The organism is Actinokineospora sp., assembly GCF_052390155.1.
In the GTDB taxonomy this organism is placed as follows: Bacteria; Actinomycetota; Actinomycetes; order Mycobacteriales; family Pseudonocardiaceae; genus Actinokineospora.
Genome location: NZ_JBQTHF010000030.1, coordinates 243,782 through 262,112, shown reverse-complemented (window position 1 = coordinate 262,112; position 18,331 = coordinate 243,782). Strand labels below are relative to the sequence as shown.

Genomic DNA, 18,331 nt, shown 5'->3' with positions numbered 1-18,331 from the left:
GTGCACGATGCTGGCTGCCGAGCAGTTCTGCCACGAGCTCGCCGATCGGGGATTCGACATCGCCAGCGGGGTCCCGTGTTCCTATTTCGGCGGGCCGATCGCCCTGCTCAGCGACATCCCCGGTCGGTATGTGCCCGCTGCCAACGAGGGCGCCGCGCTCGCCGTCGCCGCCGGTGCCGCGCTGGGCGGCAGGCGTTGTTACGTCATGTTGCAGAACTCCGGGCTTGGCAACCTCATCAACCCGCTGACTTCGTTGATCATGACCTACGAGATCTCGGTCATGGTGTTCTGCAGCCTACGCGGATGGCCGGACCCGGCCGACGACGAGCCGCAACACCAGGTGATGGGGCCCGCGACGCATGCCCTGCTCGACGTGCTCGGCGTTGCGCATTGGACACTTCAGGCCGGTGACGATCTCGCCCGGTTCCGCGAGATCCTCGACGGTGCCGACCAGGAGCTGGTGAACAACCGGGCCGCGTTCGTGCTCGTCGCCCGGGGCGCCATCGGCGCGGCGCGCACCGTTACCGGCTCCGACGACCGGCTCGACAGCGCCGACGTGGTGCGCACAGTGGGGACCGTCGCGGCGGGGTTCCCGGTGATCGCGACCACCGGGTACACCGCCCGCGAGCTGTTCTGCCACGCTGAGCAACCCAGCAACTTCTACATGCAAGGCTCGATGGGACACGCCAGCGCCATCGGGCTCGGTGTCGCGCTGAGCAATCCGCATCGCCCGGTGGTGGTGCTCGACGGCGACGGTGCCACCCTGATGCATCTTGGCACGCTGTCGGTCATCGGGCACCAGGCCCCGCCCAACCTCGTCCACGTCATCCTGGACAACGGACAACACGAATCGACCGGCGGACAGGTCACCACGTCGCACACCACGTCGTTCACCGGCGTGGCCACCGCATGCGGCTACCGCACCGCCGTCGACTGCGATTCGCTCCACACGCTCGAATCGGCGCTGCGGACCGGACTCGCCGAGCCGGGACCGCACCTGCTGGTTGTCCGTACCCGACCCCGGTCCGGTCCGATGCCACCGCGGGCAACCTCGGCGGCAACCCCGCAGATCCTGCGCGACCGGTTCAGCCAGGCCCTCCCGCTCGTCTGATCCGCCGGTGTGGGACACCCGGCGCGGAGCAACTAACGGGACAGGGGAACCAGGCGCGCGTCGGCCCACGCTCGGGCCGCTGTGGCCATCCGCCGTGTCCAGTCCTGCGGGTTGTTGCCTGCGATCTCGTCCCACAGTCGGACGTTGGCGCGGGCGAACAAGTCAAGTCCGGCGGGCGGCGCGGTTGCCCATGCTCGCGTCTGGGAGACTTGCGCCTCGGCCTGCTCCGGTGTGTGCCCGGACGCGATGAGCCAGACGAGCAGACAGCAGGGGTCGATCCAAGCGGCGCCGCGAGTCGGCCACGCCCAGTCCACGATCCGGGCCATTCGGCCGTCACCGATAAGCAGGTTCGACGGGTTGTAGTCGGTGTGCAGAAGGGTCTCACCGGAGAGTGGTTCGGTGTCTGCGCCATCGAGGTAGGAACGCCACCGCGTGGCGTCTTTGATCGGCAGATCGGGACATGGCAGGTTGCCGAGCGCGTCGATTGCGGCTAGCACCGCAGGCAGGTCCGGCGAGCCGGGCGCATAGTCGGGGTGGTGTCCCTCGATGTGCTCGAACCCGAGTACATCCCATCCGGTGGTGTCGGCTATGTGCCACAACAGGACGGGTGCGACCGGTTGCACGTGCGGATTGATCATGGCCTCGCGTGCCTGCGTGACGATGCCGGGGTGGCCGGTACGGATGCCCTTGACGAACACCGTGCCGTTCGTGGTGTCCAGAATCGCCGAGAGTGCGGAGTTCATCCCCTCCGACACCGTGCGCGCGGCGAGGACCGCGCCGGTGCGGGCGGCTATCGCCTCGCGGAGAGACTCGGGGAGGTCGTGCCAATCGGTGCGCTGGTGCATGAGTCCTCTCACGGCTGCAATGCCCGTTGCTTGGTGGCGTAGAGCCGGTAAACGAACAGTGGAACAGGCTGCGGCCAAGATCAAAAATAACGGCGGACTCAAGACCACCGCGGGACCCCGCGCTCGCGCGCTGAGTAGCGCCATACGTGAAGAGTGCGCCGACCGTGCGTTGTCGGCCCGTCGAGCACGCTCGTCGGCGGGCGACTCGCCATCTGGGTCGACCAGGGTTGCGAACCTAGCTCTTGCGCACTCGACACGCGAAACACTTGTAGGCCTGCTGACCTGACAGGTTGTCGTAGTACCGGTCGTCCACCAGCGTGTTCGCCGGGGCATACCGAGGATCGCCGAACTGATCGCCCAGTTGCTGCATCGGGCCGAATGTGTTCGGCACGAATATCGTGTCTCTCCGTATGTCCGCCCAGAGCGACGCGGTACCGGCGATCGAACCACGCGGACTTTCCACGACAATCGGATCCAGGTCGGCAATGCCGTATCGAGCCGCGGTGTCGGGGTGAATCTGGACGAGCCGGATTCCGGTCAGTTGTTTGCCGGTCGGCGTCCAGTGGGTGATGGTGGCGAAGTGTGCGACGCTGGGCCGCCCGGTCATGCCCATCAGTGGGAACTCGCGGTGCGGATCGTCGCCTGGCCTCGGCACGCCGAGTTGCACCGGGTGCGTCGTGGCCTGCGGGTTGATCGGATTCGTGACGAACTCGTCGCCGTACGCGATGGTCGGGTTGTCCCCGGTCACCTCGGGGTGGGTGAAGTAGCTCGGGAGCGCGCGGTGCCCGGCCCCCGCCAGGCGCCGGTCGAGGTCGGCGGTGAACAGTTCCACCTTGCCGCTCGGCGTGAGGAACCGTTTCCCTTCGGCACCAAGAGATTTCGTGGCCGCGTACCACGACGGGTGGTCGAGGTACAGGGTGCTCACCCCGGGGTGCTTGGCGTCGGGACACGGCCAGCGCAGCGGCTCGGCCCGCTCGGCCAGCCGCTCGGCGGTCATCCCGCCCATGCCGGGTGTGTGCGCGACGAACTGCGCCCACAGCGTGCGATAGTCCCGCCAGGCCGGGGGAAACGCGGCAGCCCAGTACGACGCGGGCTTCCGCTCGTCGTTGCGGGCGAGCGCGTGTGCCAGGTCGATCCAGATCTCCCAATCCGGGCGGGACTGGCCGACCCGGGGCACGACTTGTTCCTGCCACCGAATGGCGCGGTCGTCCCGGCGCATGTAGACGCCGTCCATCTCCAGACCGCTGCACACCGGCAGGATGATGTCCGCGTAGTACGCGGCCTCCTCCATGTACAGCCCGGTGTACACATAGAATTCGAGCAGGCTGAACGCGTCCTTGACCTTCGCCGAATTGGCTGACGAAATCAGCGGGTTACCCTGTGTCAGCAATGCCTTGATGCGGTACGGCCTGCCGCTGAGAATCGATTCGGCGAAATAGTCCGGCCCTACCGGCAGCGCCTGATCGCGCGGGGGTGTCCGCGGCGCCAGCGGGGGCAGTGCCAGATCGCCCGGCCACGTGTTGTGCATGAAGTTGCAGCCGCCGCCCGGTTTGCCGACATTTCCGGTCACGGCGGCCAGGAAAGCGAGCGTCCGGTAGGTGTCGAACGCGCCGAGTTGATGTGAGATTCCGGCGTTGCAGAAAATCGCGGCCCGTTCGGCGCGGGCGTATTCCTCGGCGACCCGGCGGATCACCGCGGCAGGCACGTCGGCCATCCGCGCCGCCCATTCCGGGGTGTAGCCATGCTCGACCAGGTGCTCGCGCAGTTGATCGAAACCGAGCACCCAGCGCCGCACGAAATCGCGGTCGTACAGCCCGGAATCGATGACGTGGTAAAGCATGCCGAGAACGAGCGCGAAATCGGTGTGCGGCTTCGGCGCGATCCACTCGTCGGCCTCGGCCCCGGTGGGCGTCTTGCGGGGATCAACGACAACCAGCTTGGCCCTGGTCTTGGCCCGACTGCGCAGCAGGTAGTCGAAGGTCACTGGATGGGTCTCGGCCTGGTTGGTGCCAAGGAACAGCAGGTACGTGGCCGAGCCGAGGTCTTCGCGGCGGGTGGCCGGGTCGGTGCCGTATCCGTTGGTGAACGCGCCAAGGCCGAAGGTGGCGCGCAGGGCGTCGCCGCCCGCGTCGTTGCACACCGGCCCGACGTCGGTGTTGTTCGGGCTGCCGAGCAACGCGAACAGGCGTGCCACGAGCGAGCCGACGCCCCGCGGCAGCCTGCCGGTCGTCCGGTTGGCGATCGCGCGGGCCTCGCCGTTGTCGCGCAGAGCGAGAAGTCTGGTGGCCACGATGTCCAGCGCCTCGTCCCAGGACACCGGCTCGAATCGTGAGTCGGCCGCGCCCTTGGCCCCGCCGACCCGGCGCAACGGCGTGGTCAGTCGCAGCGGGTTGTAGACAAGCTCGGGCATCATTCGGGCTTTGACGCAGATGTTGCCCGCCTGCACCGGATCAGCAGGCTCGCCCTGCACGCTGATGATCCGGCCCGCGCGCAGGCCGACGTGCAGCCTGCAGTTGGAGTTGCAGAACTGGCACGCCGTCGCGATCACCGAATCCGGCCGCAGGGCGGCCGAACTCGCGGTGAAGTTGAGTTCGCGGCCGGTGTCCCGGCCCGCACCACCAAGCGGAGCGGCGGGTGACACCGGTGACCCGGGCGCTGCCTGCGCCTGCGCAGGCAAGCCGACAGAGATCGCCGTGCCACTGATCAGCACCCCCTGGCCAAACTTTCGACGGGAGACGGGACTGTCGGTCACTACCACTCCTATGCGTCAGCAGACGAGGTACCGGTCATCGACGGGCTTATCGAGTCAGAAATTCGGCACAACTCACTCGGTTGAATGTCTCCGTGCCGTTTCAGGTGATGGGGGTTGTTATCCAGCAGTTTCCAGAAATCGGTCAACCAGGCGACCGTATCGCGCATGACGTAGTGATTGGCTCCGGGCCGCAGTGCGGAGAGGAGAAAAGATTTTCGGCCTTCGGCAGGCTGGCCGAGAACAGTGATGCGTTCGTCGACTTCGCCGGTGTCGGCAATCGCATGAAACCGTTCGCTGAGGTCGAGGCCGCCCGGCGCGAACGACTCGCCCGCGGCTGAGGTGTTGCGCCACAACCGCACGATCCCGCGGTCGAGCAGGTTGCGATACAGCGGGACGGAGTCCCGGGCCGGGTCGAACGGCGGGATTCTCGCCTCGATCAGGGTGTCCACCAACGTCGACGCGCCAGTGGCAGGCCCGTCCACGCGAAACCGGCCTGCCGCGGGGTCGGCGCTGACCACCGCGCCTGGGCCGGTGCCGACATCGAGCAGCCCATGGCGGGCCAGCGCTCGGATGCGGGCCATGACCGGCAATCCGGCACCGTTGACGAGGCGGTTGTTCAGGCGGAGGTGGCTGGAGCGGAACGTGCGGTGCGAGTCCGGGGTCAACCCGCCGTCGTCGACCGCATAGAGGATCACCGGACGCAGATCGCGCCACACGCCGTCCACTGCCGCCTTGGTCGGGTTGTCCAGGTTTCCGTGGCACGCCCACAGCTCGTCGCGCTCCATGAAGTCGAGTACCGCGAGCCGGTAGGTGGCCTGGTCGGGCCAGTTCGGCGCGTCGATCGGCGCGATCGTGCGAGACCAGTTGAACCGGTTTGCCCCTGGTGTGATGCCGAGCCGCCACGGCGACGCCCACCCGGACGCGGCCTGTCGGATCGCGGACCGGTCTGCCAGCGCGTCCGCCGCCTGTTCCCGCGCCGCCGCTCCGAACGTGATCTCGACCCAGTGCAGCAGGGTCGCCTCGACCGGCCATCCCGACGTGTCGGCCTCCGCCTCGAACACGGATACCCGGCCGTCGACGACGGCTTCGAGGGTGGCGACGATACCGTCCACGGCCTGTTCGAGGCTGGTGAGCAGACGCTCCGGGTCGCCCGGGCGGTCCCCGTGACCGGCGTCAGCCCGCAGGAACGACCGGTAGGCCGGGGACACGTGGTCGGCCAGCAGGCCGCCCACCTTCCGACCGAACAGCGTCGTGTAGTGCAGGCACGCCATCTCCAGCACGATGATGGGCAGCACATGGGCGTCGAAATCGAGCTGCCGCGGACCGCCGTGGCCCGGCACGCCAACACTGTCCCGCAGCGCATCGATCGCGTCGAAGGTCAGGAACACGCCGCGGTGCTCCAGCGCGGGACTGTCGAGCTTTCCGTTGTGCGGCAGGGTGAACGTGAACAACCCGGTGTTGCTGAATGGCAGGATCCTGGCCGGTTCGGCGCCACTGGGCCGGTACCGCAGGCCGTGTTCGGCATCGGGCAGGAACGACCCGCCGCGCCCCTCGGTCAGGTAGAGGACCACGTCGATCGCGGTGAGCCCCATGCCCGCCAGGCCGACGACGGTACCGGGAGCCGTTGCCTGCTCCGGCAGCATCTCGTCGAGTGGATAGGCATAAGGTACGTAGGCGTTCCCTGTCCGGTCGGCGAACTCCGCCAGCACACCGGTATGCGCCCCACGGCGCGGATCGTGCGCGGTGTGACCGGTTACCAGCAGCAGTTGATCTGCCGGGTACCCCTCGCCGCCCGCACCGCGCACCATCAGCGTGGCACCCCGAGGCTCTAGATCGACCACCTCGACCGGGTGCAGATGCACCTCGACGCCGGGATGTGCGCGCAATTCCTCGACGTAGCTGTCGAACATGTGCTGTAGCGCCCGGCCGTGCAGGTAGCGCTTGGGGGTGTCGCGCGGCCCGACATCCAGGTCTGGATGTCCGGTCAGCTCGAACTGGCGCCGACACCACTCGTACAGCGTCGGCCGCGCCGGGCCGGGCCGCAGCGGGCCCGCGTCAGACACCGTCTCATCGGCGGCGAAGCCGACCTGGCCGGCGATTCGGTTCAGGTAGCTGGTGGCAGGCTGCGTCGGGCTGTGCGCTTCGCCCGCGCCGAAGTTGCCAGATCGGTCGAACACTCGGACGACGAGCCTGCCTGCGCCCAACCGGCCGATCTGGGCGGACAGCCGCTCAAGGGCGTAGGTGGCGCGGGGCCCGGCGCCGATGATGGCCAGCCGATATACCGGTGTCATTGCGCATCCTCCGAACGCGATGCGCCTCAGCGCGCGAACACGAGTGCGACGTTGTGTCCGCCGAACCCGATTGACGTGGACAGCGCGGCGCGGTGCGGTAGCGCCCGCGCCGTTGTCCGAACGAGGTCCAGGGCGACGTCGTCGTCGGCAACGTCCAGATTGCGAATCGGCGGTACCAGCCCGTCACGCAGGGCCAGCACGGTTGCCACCGCTTCGACCGCGCCAGATGCCCCCAGCATGTGCCCGGTGCACGCCTTGGCCGCGGTGACCGCGGGCAGCGTGGTGCCGAACACCTCGGCAAGTGCACGCGCCTCGGCCGCGTCCCCGGACTGGGTCGACGTGCCGTGGCTGTTCACGTGCCCGATATCGGCGGGTGTCAGTCCGGCGTCCTCGATCGCGATTCGGATGCACCGCGCCAAGCTCCGCCCCGACGGATCCGGTGCGATCAGGTGATGCGCGTCGGACGTGGTGGCCGCGCCGAGCAGGCCGCCGAGCAGCGGGGCGCGGCGCGCATCGGCATGCTCCGCGCGCTCCAGCACCATCATCCCGGCACCCTCGGCCAGCACGAATCCGTCCCGGTCGCGGTCGAATGGCCTGCTCGCTGCCCCCGGGTCGTTCTCCCGCCGCGACAGCGCCCGCAACTGGGCGAAGCCTGCGAGGGTCATCGGGTGCACGCATGCCTCGGCACCGCCCGCCACGACCACATCGGCCCGGTTGAGCCGCAACAGGTCGAGCGCGACGGCGATCGCCTCCGCACCCGAGGCACACGCGCTGACCGGAGTGTGCGCGCCTGCCCGGGCACCCAGATCGAGGGCGACACTGGCCGCGGGCGCGTTGGGCATCAGCATGGCCGGAAGATAGGGGGAGATCTGCCGCGGGCCCTTGTCGCGGAGCACGGTGAGTTGGTCGGGCACGGCCCGGGCCCCGCCGATTCCGGTCCCGACAACGACGGCGAGCCGGTCGGCGTCGATCTCGGTGTCGACGAGCTTCGCCTGGTGCCACGCCTCCCGCGCGGCGATCACGGCCATCTGCTGGACTCGCTCCAGGGTCCGTGCCGTCAACCGGTCGAGCCTGCCCTCGATGTCGGTGATCCCGGCGAGCCTGGTCGGCAGGCCGCTGTACTCGGGCACATCGAGCAGCCGGACTCCAGAGGTCCCAGCCAGCAGACCGCGAAAGAGTCCCGTCGCATCGGCCGAGATCGGCGTGACCGCGCCGACACCCGTCACGACGACGTTCATGGTTCGATCCCGGTGGCTTCCAGGTAGTCCAGTACGGAGCGCACGGTGCGGAATCCGTTGATCGTCTCCTCGGGGATCTCGATGCGATACCGACTCTCGCAGGCGACCATCAGTTCGATCTTCGCGACCGAGTCGATGAACAGGTCTTCGACCAGGTCCGCATCCGGCACGACCAGCTCTTCGGAAACGCCGGTGATCTCCGCGATGAACGCGGCGAGGAACTTCTCGTGGGCCGCCTGCCCGGCGGCGGCATCTGACATGGTCATGTGACAGGTCCCCTCTGGTCGGTTGGGCGCGCCGCGGCGGTCATCGCCTGCCCCTTGATCGCGAACCGGTCCACGAACTCCTGGCCGGACAGATTTCGGATCTCCCGCATGATCTGATCGGTGAGCTGTCGACGGCTCGTGCTCAGCTTCTCCCTGCCCGCGAATTCGGTGGGTTCGATGGGTGTGCCGAAATGAATGTCGAACCGGACCGGTCGCAGCAGAAACCGGCCAGGCGGCTGCACCCGATCGGTGGCGACCAGGCCGCACGGCACCACCGGCGCTCCGGTTGTCAGCGACATCCATGCCGCGCCGGTGTGTCCACGGTAGAGGCGGCCGTCGGGTGAGCGGGTGCCCTCCGGGTGGATGCCGACCGCGTAGCCGCGGTCGAGGACATCGCGGCTCAGTTCCAGGGCGGCGACCCCACCCCGTCCGCCGTCCCGGCGGACCGGGATGACATCCATCCGTTCGAAGAACTTCCCGCTGAGCCTGCCGCGAAGACCTGGCCTGCCGAACCGTTCGGCTTTGCCCACGAAGAAGACGGGCCGCGGCACAAAGATCATCAGAAAGGTGTGGTCGGCAAAGGACAGATGATTGGCCGCCAGGATGAACGGGCCGGCTGTCGGGATGTTCGACAGCCCGGTGATGCGTGGCCGGAAGACCATTCGGACAGCTCCGGCCAAAGTCCTGCGGACGAGTTCACGGCCAGTCATGCGATGTCCTCCGAATGCACTGCGTCTGTTTGGCTGGTGTGGATGTCTGAATCCGGCGGAATGGTGTGCGGAAAAGCGGTGCGACACCAGTCCGGTCAACCCCGATGTTATTGCCGGTGCTGACCCGCTCGCCGACCAGCGCGCGCGGAACAGGGTAGGTATCGCTATGAATGGCGGTCGCCGAGCATTCTCCGGCTCCAGCTGAACCTGCCTACCCCCGAAAACATTCCTGGTAAGTCCCCCTGTTGTGGCTGCATACGCGAACCCGCTGTGCGGCCGATGCGTCAGACCTGTTACGGCAGATTCTGCCAGAGGGTACTTGAGGTTCGCCGGGCGACGCAAGCCTCCGGTCGTGCGGAAAACATTGCGACGTTCGGCCTAGTTCGGCGTGCTGTCGTATCGGCCGAATGACTCGGAATTGGGCGGCGGATCACGCGGCGGATTTCCGCTGACAGTCCCGGCTTGTCGCCACTCAGTTCCGCCGAGTATGGGACCCACCAGGAGAAACATGACAATTCTGGTAACGGGCGCGACCGGGAACATCGGTCGCCGTGTGGTGGACCGACTGATCGGCGCGGGCAGGCGTGCGGAAGTTCGTCGTGCATACCGCCGCCGCTGCCGGGTTCGCACCCGGCGAGGAGGTCCGCTTCGAGGAACTGAGCCCACAGCAGGCCCGCGAGCAGTGGCTGCGGGACGGCTGCCCGCGGGAGAGTGGGGCGCCTGGGGCTCGAACCCAGAACCTACAGATTAAAAGTCTGCAGCTCTACCAATTGAGCTAACGCCCCTCGGGCGGCAAGTGTACCGGGCGGTCGTGTCGTCGGGGACCGGGCAGGCCGCTCGGCGAAGTTCGAGGTTAACTCCAGGTTTCGCGGATGGGCGCGGCCGGAGTGCGGGTGATACACCTGCTGCCATGCACTTGACACCGCACGAGCGCGACAAGCTGCTCGTCCACGTCGCCGCCGATGTCGCGCGGCGGCGGTTGGCGCGCGGCGTGCTGCTCAACTACCCGGAGGCGGTCGCGCTGATCAGCGACCACGTGCTGGAGGGCGCCCGCGACGGGCGGACGGTCGGTGAGCTGATGGCAGGCGGGCGCGCGGTGCTGCTGCGCGCCCAGGTGCTGCCCGGCGTGCCGGAGATGATCGAATCGGTGCAGGTGGAGGCCACTTTCCCGGACGGGACCAAGCTCGTCACCGTGCACGACCCGATTCCCTGATGGAGGCCCCGATGCGCCCTGGCGAAATCCTGTGCGGCGATGAACCGGTCGAACTCAACCCGGGGCGGCCGCGGGTTCGGCTGGTCGTGGTGAACGCCGCGGACCGGCCGGTGCAGGTCGGCTCGCACTATCACTTCGCGGCGGCCAACCCCGGGCTCGACTTCGACCGCGACGCCGCGTGGGGGCACCGGCTGGACATCCCGGCGGGCACGTCCGTGCGGTTCGAGCCGGGTGTCGAGCGCGAGGTGGACCTGGTGCCGATCGGTGGGCGGCGGATCGTGCCCGGGCTGCGGTCGGAGTCGGCGGGGGTGTTGGACCGGTGACGTCCATCGACCGCGTGCGCTACGCGGAGCTGTTCGGGCCGACCGTCGGCGATCGGATCCGGCTTGCCGACACGAACCTGCTGATCGAGGTGACCGAGGACCGCAGCCGCGGCGCGGGTTCCGGCGACGAGGTGCTGTTCGGCGGCGGCAAGGTAATCCGCGAGTCGATGGGGCAGGCGACGGCGACCAGGGCGGACGGCGCGCCGGATCTGGTGATCACCGGCGCGGTGATCCTCGATCACTGGGGCGTCGTCAAGGCCGATGTCGGGGTGCGCGACGGGCGGATCGTCGGCATCGGCAAAGCGGGCAACCCGGACACCATGGCCGGGGTGGACCCCGCGCTGGTGATCGGGCCGTCGACCGAGGTGTTGGCGGGCAACGGGCGCATCCTCACCGCGGGCGGCATCGACTGCCACGTGCACTTCATCTGCCCGCAGCTCACCGACCAGGCGCTCGCGTCGGGCCTGACGACGTTGATCGGCGGCGGCACCGGGCCCGCCGACGGCACGAAGGCCACCACGGTCACCCCGGGCGCCTGGAATCTCGGGCGCATGCTGCAGGCGATGGACCACCAGCCGGTCAATGTGTTGTTGCTGGGCAAGGGAAACACGGTCAGCGCCGAGGCGCTGCGCGAACAACTGGGCGGCGGCGCGGGTGGTTTCAAGCTGCACGAGGACTGGGGCACCACACCCGCCGCGATCGACGCGTGTCTGACTGTCGCGGACGAATCCGGTGTGCAGGTGGCGATTCACACGGACACGCTCAACGAGGCGGGTTTCGTGGAGTCTACTTTGGACGCCATCGGCGGCCGGTCGATCAACGCCTATCACACCGAGGGCGCGGGCGGCGGGCACGCGCCGGACATCATCCGGGTGGTCGGCGCGTCCAACGTGCTGCCGTCCTCGACCAATCCCACGCGGCCGCACACGATCAACACCATCGACGAACACCTCGACATGCTTATCGTCTGCCACCACCTGAATCCGTCCGTGCCGGAGGATCTCGCGTTCGCCGAGAGCCGGATTCGCCCGTCCACCATCGCCGCCGAAGACGTGCTGCACGATCTCGGCGCCATCTCCATGATCAGCTCCGATTCGCAGGCGATGGGCCGGATCGGCGAGGTGGTGATCCGCACCTGGCAGACCGCGCACGTGAACAAGGCCCGGCGCGGGCCATTGGCGGGCGACGGCCGCGCCGACAACCTGCGCGCCCGCCGCTACGTCGCGAAGTACACGATCAACCCGGCGATCGCGCACGGCATCGCTTCGCACGTCGGCTCGGTCGAAGTCGGCAAGCTCGCCGATCTTGTATTGTGGGAGCCCAAGTTCTTCGGCGTCCGGCCGCAGGTAGTCCTCAAAGGAGGGTTCATCGCCTGGGCCGCGATGGGCGACGCCAACGCGTCGATCCCCACCCCACAACCGGTTTTGGCCCGCCCGATGTTCGGCGCGGCCCCCACGGTCGCGGCGGCGAGCAGCCTGACGTTCGTCGCGCCGGAGGCCGCGGGACTCACCGAGCGGTGGGGGCTCGCGCGGACGCTGGTGCCGGTCGACAACACGCGGGCCGTGACCAAGGCGATGATGCTGCACAACGACGCCACGCCGGACGTCCAGGTCGACCCGGACAGCTTCACCGTGCACGTGGACGGTGAGCTGATCGAACCCGCACCGGTCAGCGAACTGCCGATGGCCCAACGCTATTTCCTGTTCTGACCATGGACATCGTCGCGCTGATTCTGGCCGATTCCCGCTTCCCGGGCGGTGGCCACGTGCACTCCGGCGGCCTGGAGGAGGCCGTCGCCCGCGGCCTGGTGACCGGCGAACGCGACCTGCCCGCGTTCCTCATCGGCCGCCTCCGCACAGCCGGCGAGTTGGCCGCCATCTTCGCCGCCGTGGCCGCCACTTGGGCTGCCCGTCTGGCTCCGGCCCGAGCTGCCACCTGGGCCGAAGCCCGAGTTGCCCCTGGGGCTGCCACCTGGGCCGAAGCCCGAGCTGCCACCGAGTTGTCCACAACCCGTCCAACCATCCACAGAAATCTGGCCCCACCCCGCGCACCCCTTGTGGCCGATAGACTGGAGCAGGGCAGACCCCCCAAGGGAAGGGCGGGGGCTGTCCTTGGGGCTGGTGTTGCCGAGCAGGGGTGGGCTGGCCCGGGGGCTGGTGCTGGTGGGCAGGGGTGGATTGGGCTGAGGGCGGGGGCCGGCCGAGGGGGAGTCCAGGAGGCCGGGGTGGGTCTTGGGGCGGAGGTTTCCGGCGGGGTGCGCGTTGTGCCGTGGGCTGGGTTGGATGGGGAACTCGACGCGCGTACGCCGTCGGTCGCGCAGCGGGTGGCGTCGCGGGCCCAGGGGCGGGGGACCATGCGGGCCGGGTTGCGGGTGTGGCCTTCGTCGGTGCTCGCGGAGTTGGTGGCGGCGGTGGCGCGGCCGCACCATGCCGTTGCGCTTGGCGCGGTGACGGGAGTCGCCGGGGGGTCGGCTGGTGATGCGGCGGCGGTGGCCGGTTACCTCTCGGTGAGTGGGCCGGCTAGTGCGGCGGTGCGACTGCTCGGCCTGGACCCCTTCGCCGTCACCGCGATGATCGCGGATCTCGCCGACGAGTTGCGGGCGCAAACCCTGCGGGCCACGCGGTTTGTCGGAACCGCGCCCGCCGATCTGCCTGCCCCGGGCGCTCCTGGCCTGGACCTGCTCGCCGAATCCCATGCCCGCCACCACACCGAAGAGGTGCGTCTCTTTGCGAGCTGAGCACGGACACGGCCATCCGATCAACTTCGACCCGACCGCCACCGAGCCGGACCGGCACAGCGCGGCACCCGCGACCGGGCGGGCGCTGCGGATCGGGATCGGCGGCCCGGTCGGCAGCGGGAAGACGGCACTGGTTGCGGCGTTGTGTCGGGAGTTGGCGGGCGAGGTGCACCTCGCGGTCGTGACCAACGACATCTACACCACCGAGGACGCCGATTTCCTGCGCACGGCGGGTGTTCTGGCCGCCGATCGGATCGAGGCCGTGCAGACCGGCGCGTGTCCGCACACCGCGATCCGGGACGACATCACCGCCAACCTCGACGCCGTGGAGTTGTTGGAGGAGCGGCATCCGGGGCTGCGCCTGGTGATCATCGAGAGTGGCGGGGACAACTTGACCGCGGTCTTCAGCCGCGGCCTGGTCGACGCGCAGGTGTTCGTGGTGGACGTGGCAGGCGGGGACAAGGTGCCGCGTAAGGGCGGGCCTGGCGTCACGACCGCGGACTTGCTGGTAATCAACAAGACTGACCTCGCACCACTGGTCGGCGCCGATCTCGCCGTGATGGTCGGTGACGCGCACCGGATGCGGGGGGCGCTGCCGGTGATCAGTCAGTCGCTTGTGGACACTCCAGACGCACCCGAGGTCGTGGCGTGGGTACGCGGGTTGCTGACCTGATGCCCGCATCGCCTGCCGGCGCGGCGGAGGGCGGAGGGGCGTGCCTGATGTCCGCATCGCCGGGTGTTGGGTCGGTGTTCGTCGGGCCTGCGGTGCTTGCCTGATGCGCGCCCGGGCGTCATTGGCTGTCGAACTGGTGGAGGGGCGGACTGTGGTGCGGACGATCGTGTCCGCCGCGCCGCTGACCTTGTTGGCGCGCCGACGAAACGGGCCCGTCACCGTCCACATGGTCAACTCCGCCGCCGCGCCGTTGGGGGGTGACGATCTGGCGCTGTCCGTCTCGGTCGGGCCGGGGGCGAGCTTGCGGCTGGTGGGGGTCGGCGCGACGCTCGCGTTGCCCGGTGTCGGGCAGAGTCGCAGTGTGGTGCGGATCGAGGTCGGCGACGGCGGCACGTGCGAGTACCTGCCTGAGCCGACGGTCGTCACCCGCCGCGCGCATCATCATGCCGTGCTTGACGTCGCGCTGGTGGGGGCGGCTCGGTTGCGGGTCCGGGAGACGCTGGTGCTGGGGCGGATCGGTGAGCGGGCGGGGCTGCTCTCGACCGAGACGCACGTCGTGCGGGATGGGGTGGCGCTGGTGCGGCAGCGGCTCGACGTCGGGGATCCCGCGCTCGACGACTCGGCCGCTGGCCTTGCCGGACACCGGGTGCTGGCGTCCGAACTGCTTGTCGGGTTCGGTGAACCCGACCACGCCGCCGGCGGTGACTGGTGGTCGCTGGTGCCCCTCGCCCGGGGTGGTGCGCTGGCCACCGCGTTGGCCCACGACGCGGTCACCGCCAAGAATCGCATCACCACCGCACTCGCCGCCATGCCCCGAAGGGTCCTTTCAGGACAGTCCTGAAAAGACCCTTCGGGGCAGGCCGGGGATCAGGCGTTGGGTGCGCTGATGGTGGTGAAGGCGAGGGCGAACATCGTGGCGCCCGAGCGGTCGAAGGAGAGGCCTGCGAGGGCTCTGGCGCGCACGCCGACGCCGTTCTGCGCGGCGATCTTGACCTCGCCCGCCGGAGTCAGCGCGGGGCGGGCGTCAGTGTCCAGGTTGGCTGCGATCTGGCCGTCAACGTGCATGATGGTGGTTCCTCCCGTGTGAGTCGACCGACCTGGCCCTGCCCGGGTCTGTCGACGTTCCGTTGCCTGATTCCGAATACAACTGGCGGTCCCCGTTGACCGTCACAATCGCGAAACTGCGGGTTCGAGCAGGAGTACGGACGGCACGTCCTCGGCGAATCCGAGGTGCAGCAATCCGTATCCGATACCGGCCAGACCGGCCAGTAGACCTGGGGTGCGCACGCCCGACGGTGTCCCGCACCGGGGACCGTGGTTGTCGAGCGTGCCGAGCAGCCTGCCGCTGCGCCGGGCCAGCGCCACGGCGGCGGTCTCGTGGCCCGCCTTGGCGACGGCGGACAGTCCCAAAAGGACACCGAGTTCGCCGTGGCACAGCGAGGAGTCGCGCAGCGGCGCGGCGGCGGCGAGGGTGGCGGCCATCCCGGCGGCCCGCCGGTCGGCGTGGCTGACCAGCGGGTGCGACCAGGCGGCGGCAACGCCCGCGAGCCCGCTGCACCAGCCCTGGTCGATGCCGTGGTTCCCTTCAGCGGCAACCGAAGGAGCGCCCGCCAGGATCGCGGTCGCCGCGGCGGCGTGCCTGCTGGAACCGGTGTCGGCGGCGTAGCGCAGCAGTGCCCAGCCGATCCCGGCCGGACCGTGCAGGAAGCTGTCGAACGCGGGCGCGGGCAGCTCGGCCTCGGCGACACGGTCCGCGAGCGTCGCGGCGAGCGCGGCCGCCTCGGGCAGTCCGGTCTCGGCGTGCACCGCGAGCATGGCCGCGAGACCGCCCGCGCTGCCGTCGTTGACACTCAGCGCGGCCGGGTCGTCCGCGAGCGCGGATGCCCGCACGGTCGTGGCCAGGCACGCGCGGATGTCGGCGTCGTCGAGCAGGTTGGTCAGTCGGGCGAGGGCGTAGGCGATGCCGCCGATGCCTGCGAACCCGCCGCAGCCCGCGGCCTGGGCCAGTTCCGGTTCGGCGGCGAAGCGGTCCACCAGGCCCGACACCGGCCGCACGGCTTTGGCCGCGAGATCGAGATACCGGGTGACGCCGGTCAGCTTTCCGAGCTGTGCAAGGAAAAGCGCGACTCCGCAGTAGCCGGTCGCCAGTCCGGCGCCCATCGGCAGGACCGTCCAGAACCGGTCGTCCAGCGGTTCCATCCCGGTCCAGTTGGCCCGGGTGTCGTCGTGTGCCGCGCGGGCGGCGATGTCGTCGGCGATGCCGCAGGCCAGCGACAGGAACCGGTCCGGGTCGGCCTCGACCGCCACCAGCGGGCCGGGAAGCAGGTCCGCGCTGCGGTGCTCGACGGTCGAGAGCCTGCTCGCGAGGGTGGCCGTGATCAGCCATTCCTGGTCGTGCCGGTCCAGTTCGCCCATGCCCGCGACCTTGATCGCGACCGTGTCGAGTCCGGGCTGTTCGAGCACGTCGCGCAGCCGTTCGCCCGCCGCGGTCCACAGGTCCCGGGTGCCCGGGCGGGTGTAGAAGGTGGGGACGTCGCCCGCCCACATGTCGGCGGCCTCGAAGCTGGGCAGGCAGGCGAGCCGGTCGTGCAGCGGCTGCGCCCACAGCTCCTCGAACACCCGCTCGCGGCTCACGCCGTCGCGCAGCAGGTCCGGGTGGGTCGACTCGGTCAGCAGCTTCGCGTACACGTGCGTGTGCCGGGCGATCACCCGGATCTCGTCGTCGGCGAACCGCGGCAGGAAGCTCCGCAGCTCGGCGCGGTGCACGACGATCGCGTTGTAGGCCAACCGGAATCCGGCGAGCAGTGCGGTCAGGTGGTCGGCCGGGTCGGCCTGCGCGCCGTCGATCGTCGGCCGGTTCGCGCTGCCGTCGAACACGACCGGCCTGCGGACCAGGTGCATGGTGTCCAGGCCCGCGTCGGCCCAGCGGGTCGCCTCGCTCGGGTAGAGCGTGTCGCGGTCGCCGCCGAGGCCGGAGATGTCGAGCATGCCGTGCTCGCCGAAGATCATGCTCGGCAGCAGCGCGGTGCGCCCGACCGAGGACGACAGCGCCGCGACGGCCGGGTCGTGCCCGGTGGACGCGCTCGGCGGGAACACCGGCTGGAACAGCGTCTCCACGTCGACCAGCACCGGCTGGTCGCCCGCGGCGATCACGTTCTCGTGGTGGATGTCGGTCGCGTCGACCGCGTAGAGCAGTGCGAGGAGCGCGCCCTGGCGGCGGTAGAACCGCTCGATCCCGGTGGCGTCCGCGCAGTCCGCGTGCTCGATCCGCTCCATCCAGCCGTACCCGGGCCGGTGCAGGCACGCGGCGGTGCGCACCACGAGGGTGGGGACGTGGTCGTTGAGCCAGGCCACCAGGTCGTTGAAGCGGACGTGCAGGTCCAGCGGGCGCGGCTTGTAGACCACGCCTCGGCCGTCGGCGAACACCAGCGCGGTCACCGAGCGGCCGCCGCGGTGCCGGTCGCCGAGGCCGGTCCGCACCTCGACCAGCGCGCCAGGGTCGGTGCCGTCGAGCAGCGTGGCCACGATCTCTGCGCGGTCGTCGGCGAACCGGGCGAGCAGTTCGAGGACGGCCCGCTCGGCCTGTAGGCACGCCTGGCCGATCAGCCGGGCGAGCACCGGGTAGGTCTGGAACAGCGCGCACAGCGCGGCGGGGGTGGCGGCCCGGCGCAGGAAGTCCTGGAACCGGTCCGCGGCGGTCTCGCCGGACAACACGGTCGCGGTCCGGTGCAGTTCGGACACCAGCGTGCGGCCCGCGAGGGTGGCGAGCCGGTGGCCGAGCTGCGCGCCGATGCCGACGACGATCGGGTCCAGGTCCAGCCGCGCGTCGGCCACCAGGACGGACGCGCCCTCGGCGATCCGCTCGGCGACGGCGACGGTGAACTGGTGCAGTGCCGGGGCGAGGACGTCCACGTCGTCGTCGACGGCGGCCGGGTATGCCCGCGTGCCGGTCGACTCGGCCGCGAGCACCTGCTCGACGAAGACGCTCCACTCGGGACGGATGGTCCGGTCGCCCGCGTCGTCCTGGCCGAGCGGCCGCTCGGCGACCGCCAGGCCCGCGGTCCACCACGAGGGTGCTGCCGGGCTCCGGCTCATGTCTGTCTGGGACGACTCGCTCACGTCACCGAGACTCGCAGCCGGGTACCGGGTCGGGCATGGGGGCGACGCCCCCA

Annotated in this window: 16 protein-coding genes, 1 tRNA gene and 1 pseudogene; 9 read left to right on the top strand and 9 right to left on the bottom strand. The window is 69.7% G+C overall.

The window, feature by feature from the left end:
* Positions 1-7 precede the first annotated feature (7 nt).
* Complete coding sequence (gene aepY / locus ACT4N7_RS12895) at positions 8-1,111, top strand: phosphonopyruvate decarboxylase (RefSeq protein ID WP_444828902.1); 1,104 nt, start codon at positions 8-10, stop codon at positions 1,109-1,111.
* Positions 1,112-1,143: 32 nt separating this feature from the next.
* Here aepY and ACT4N7_RS12890 read toward each other — a convergent pair whose 3' ends face one another.
* The 6 genes from ACT4N7_RS12890 to ACT4N7_RS12865 all read right to left on the bottom strand — a co-directional run bounded on the left by ACT4N7_RS12890 (position 1,144) and on the right by ACT4N7_RS12865 (position 9,312).
* Positions 1,144-1,956 (bottom strand): phosphotransferase, encoded by an 813-nt coding sequence (locus ACT4N7_RS12890; protein WP_444828901.1) that lies wholly within the window; start codon positions 1,954-1,956, stop codon positions 1,144-1,146.
* Between the two features lie 235 nt (positions 1,957-2,191).
* Complete coding sequence (locus ACT4N7_RS12885; RefSeq protein WP_444828900.1) at positions 2,192-4,597, bottom strand: molybdopterin-containing oxidoreductase family protein; 2,406 nt, start codon at positions 4,595-4,597, stop codon at positions 2,192-2,194.
* Between the two features lie 119 nt (positions 4,598-4,716).
* The gene (locus ACT4N7_RS12880; RefSeq protein WP_444828899.1) at positions 4,717-6,999 is read right to left on the bottom strand and encodes an FAD/NAD(P)-binding protein; all 2,283 of its coding nucleotides are present in this window, start codon (positions 6,997-6,999) and stop codon (positions 4,717-4,719) included.
* Positions 7,000-7,025: 26 nt separating this feature from the next.
* Positions 7,026-8,237: a beta-ketoacyl-[acyl-carrier-protein] synthase family protein gene (locus ACT4N7_RS12875; RefSeq protein ID WP_444828898.1), complete on the bottom strand. Its 1,212-nt coding sequence runs from the start codon at positions 8,235-8,237 to the stop codon at positions 7,026-7,028.
* Entirely contained in the window at positions 8,234-8,503 is a 270-nt protein-coding gene (locus ACT4N7_RS12870) for an acyl carrier protein (protein ID WP_444828897.1), read from the bottom strand. Before ACT4N7_RS12870 ends, ACT4N7_RS12875 begins: the two co-directional genes overlap by 4 nt.
* Positions 8,500-9,312, bottom strand: coding sequence for a lysophospholipid acyltransferase family protein (locus ACT4N7_RS12865; RefSeq protein WP_444828896.1), 813 nt, complete (start codon positions 9,310-9,312; stop codon positions 8,500-8,502). The genes ACT4N7_RS12870 and ACT4N7_RS12865 overlap by 4 nt, the downstream gene beginning before the upstream one ends.
* Before the next feature lie 409 nt (positions 9,313-9,721).
* Between ACT4N7_RS12865 and ACT4N7_RS12860 the strand changes: the two genes are divergently transcribed.
* Entirely contained in the window at positions 9,722-9,964 is a 243-nt protein-coding gene (locus ACT4N7_RS12860; protein ID WP_444828951.1) for an NAD-dependent epimerase/dehydratase family protein, read from the top strand.
* Here ACT4N7_RS12860 and ACT4N7_RS12855 read toward each other — a convergent pair.
* Positions 9,926-9,998: transfer RNA gene (locus ACT4N7_RS12855), tRNA-Lys, on the bottom strand. The genes ACT4N7_RS12860 and ACT4N7_RS12855 overlap by 39 nt on opposite strands.
* A 125-nt stretch (positions 9,999-10,123) precedes the next feature.
* Here ACT4N7_RS12855 and ACT4N7_RS12850 point away from each other — a divergent pair.
* The 7 genes and pseudogenes from ACT4N7_RS12850 to ACT4N7_RS12820 all read left to right on the top strand — a co-directional run bounded on the left by ACT4N7_RS12850 (position 10,124) and on the right by ACT4N7_RS12820 (position 15,000).
* Positions 10,124-10,426: an urease subunit gamma gene (locus ACT4N7_RS12850; protein ID WP_444828895.1), complete on the top strand. Its 303-nt coding sequence runs from the start codon at positions 10,124-10,126 to the stop codon at positions 10,424-10,426.
* 11 nt (positions 10,427-10,437) lie between these two features.
* Entirely contained in the window at positions 10,438-10,749 is a 312-nt protein-coding gene (locus ACT4N7_RS12845; protein WP_444828894.1) for an urease subunit beta, read from the top strand.
* Positions 10,746-12,458 (top strand): urease subunit alpha, encoded by a 1,713-nt coding sequence (locus ACT4N7_RS12840; protein ID WP_444828893.1) that lies wholly within the window; start codon positions 10,746-10,748, stop codon positions 12,456-12,458. The genes ACT4N7_RS12845 and ACT4N7_RS12840 overlap by 4 nt, the downstream gene beginning before the upstream one ends.
* Positions 12,459-12,460: 2 nt before the next feature.
* A pseudogene (locus ACT4N7_RS12835) lies at positions 12,461-12,668 on the top strand (urease accessory protein UreF); the annotation flags it as partial.
* A gap of 113 nt (positions 12,669-12,781) precedes the next feature.
* Complete coding sequence (locus ACT4N7_RS12830; RefSeq protein WP_444828950.1) at positions 12,782-13,486, top strand: urease accessory protein UreF; 705 nt, start codon at positions 12,782-12,784, stop codon at positions 13,484-13,486.
* Positions 13,476-14,159: an urease accessory protein UreG gene (ureG, locus tag ACT4N7_RS12825; RefSeq protein WP_444828892.1), complete on the top strand. Its 684-nt coding sequence runs from the start codon at positions 13,476-13,478 to the stop codon at positions 14,157-14,159. Before ACT4N7_RS12830 ends, ureG begins: the two co-directional genes overlap by 11 nt.
* Before the next feature lie 103 nt (positions 14,160-14,262).
* Positions 14,263-15,000, top strand: coding sequence for an urease accessory protein UreD (locus tag ACT4N7_RS12820; RefSeq protein WP_444828891.1), 738 nt, complete (start codon positions 14,263-14,265; stop codon positions 14,998-15,000).
* Between the two features lie 26 nt (positions 15,001-15,026).
* On the opposite strand, the gene ACT4N7_RS12815 is transcribed toward ACT4N7_RS12820, so the two are convergent.
* Complete coding sequence (locus ACT4N7_RS12815) at positions 15,027-15,224, bottom strand: hypothetical protein (protein WP_444828890.1); 198 nt, start codon at positions 15,222-15,224, stop codon at positions 15,027-15,029.
* A gap of 102 nt (positions 15,225-15,326) precedes the next feature.
* Positions 15,327-18,278, bottom strand: coding sequence for a type 2 lanthipeptide synthetase LanM family protein (locus ACT4N7_RS12810; protein WP_444828889.1), 2,952 nt, complete (start codon positions 18,276-18,278; stop codon positions 15,327-15,329).
* Positions 18,279-18,331: the final 53 nt, after the last annotated feature.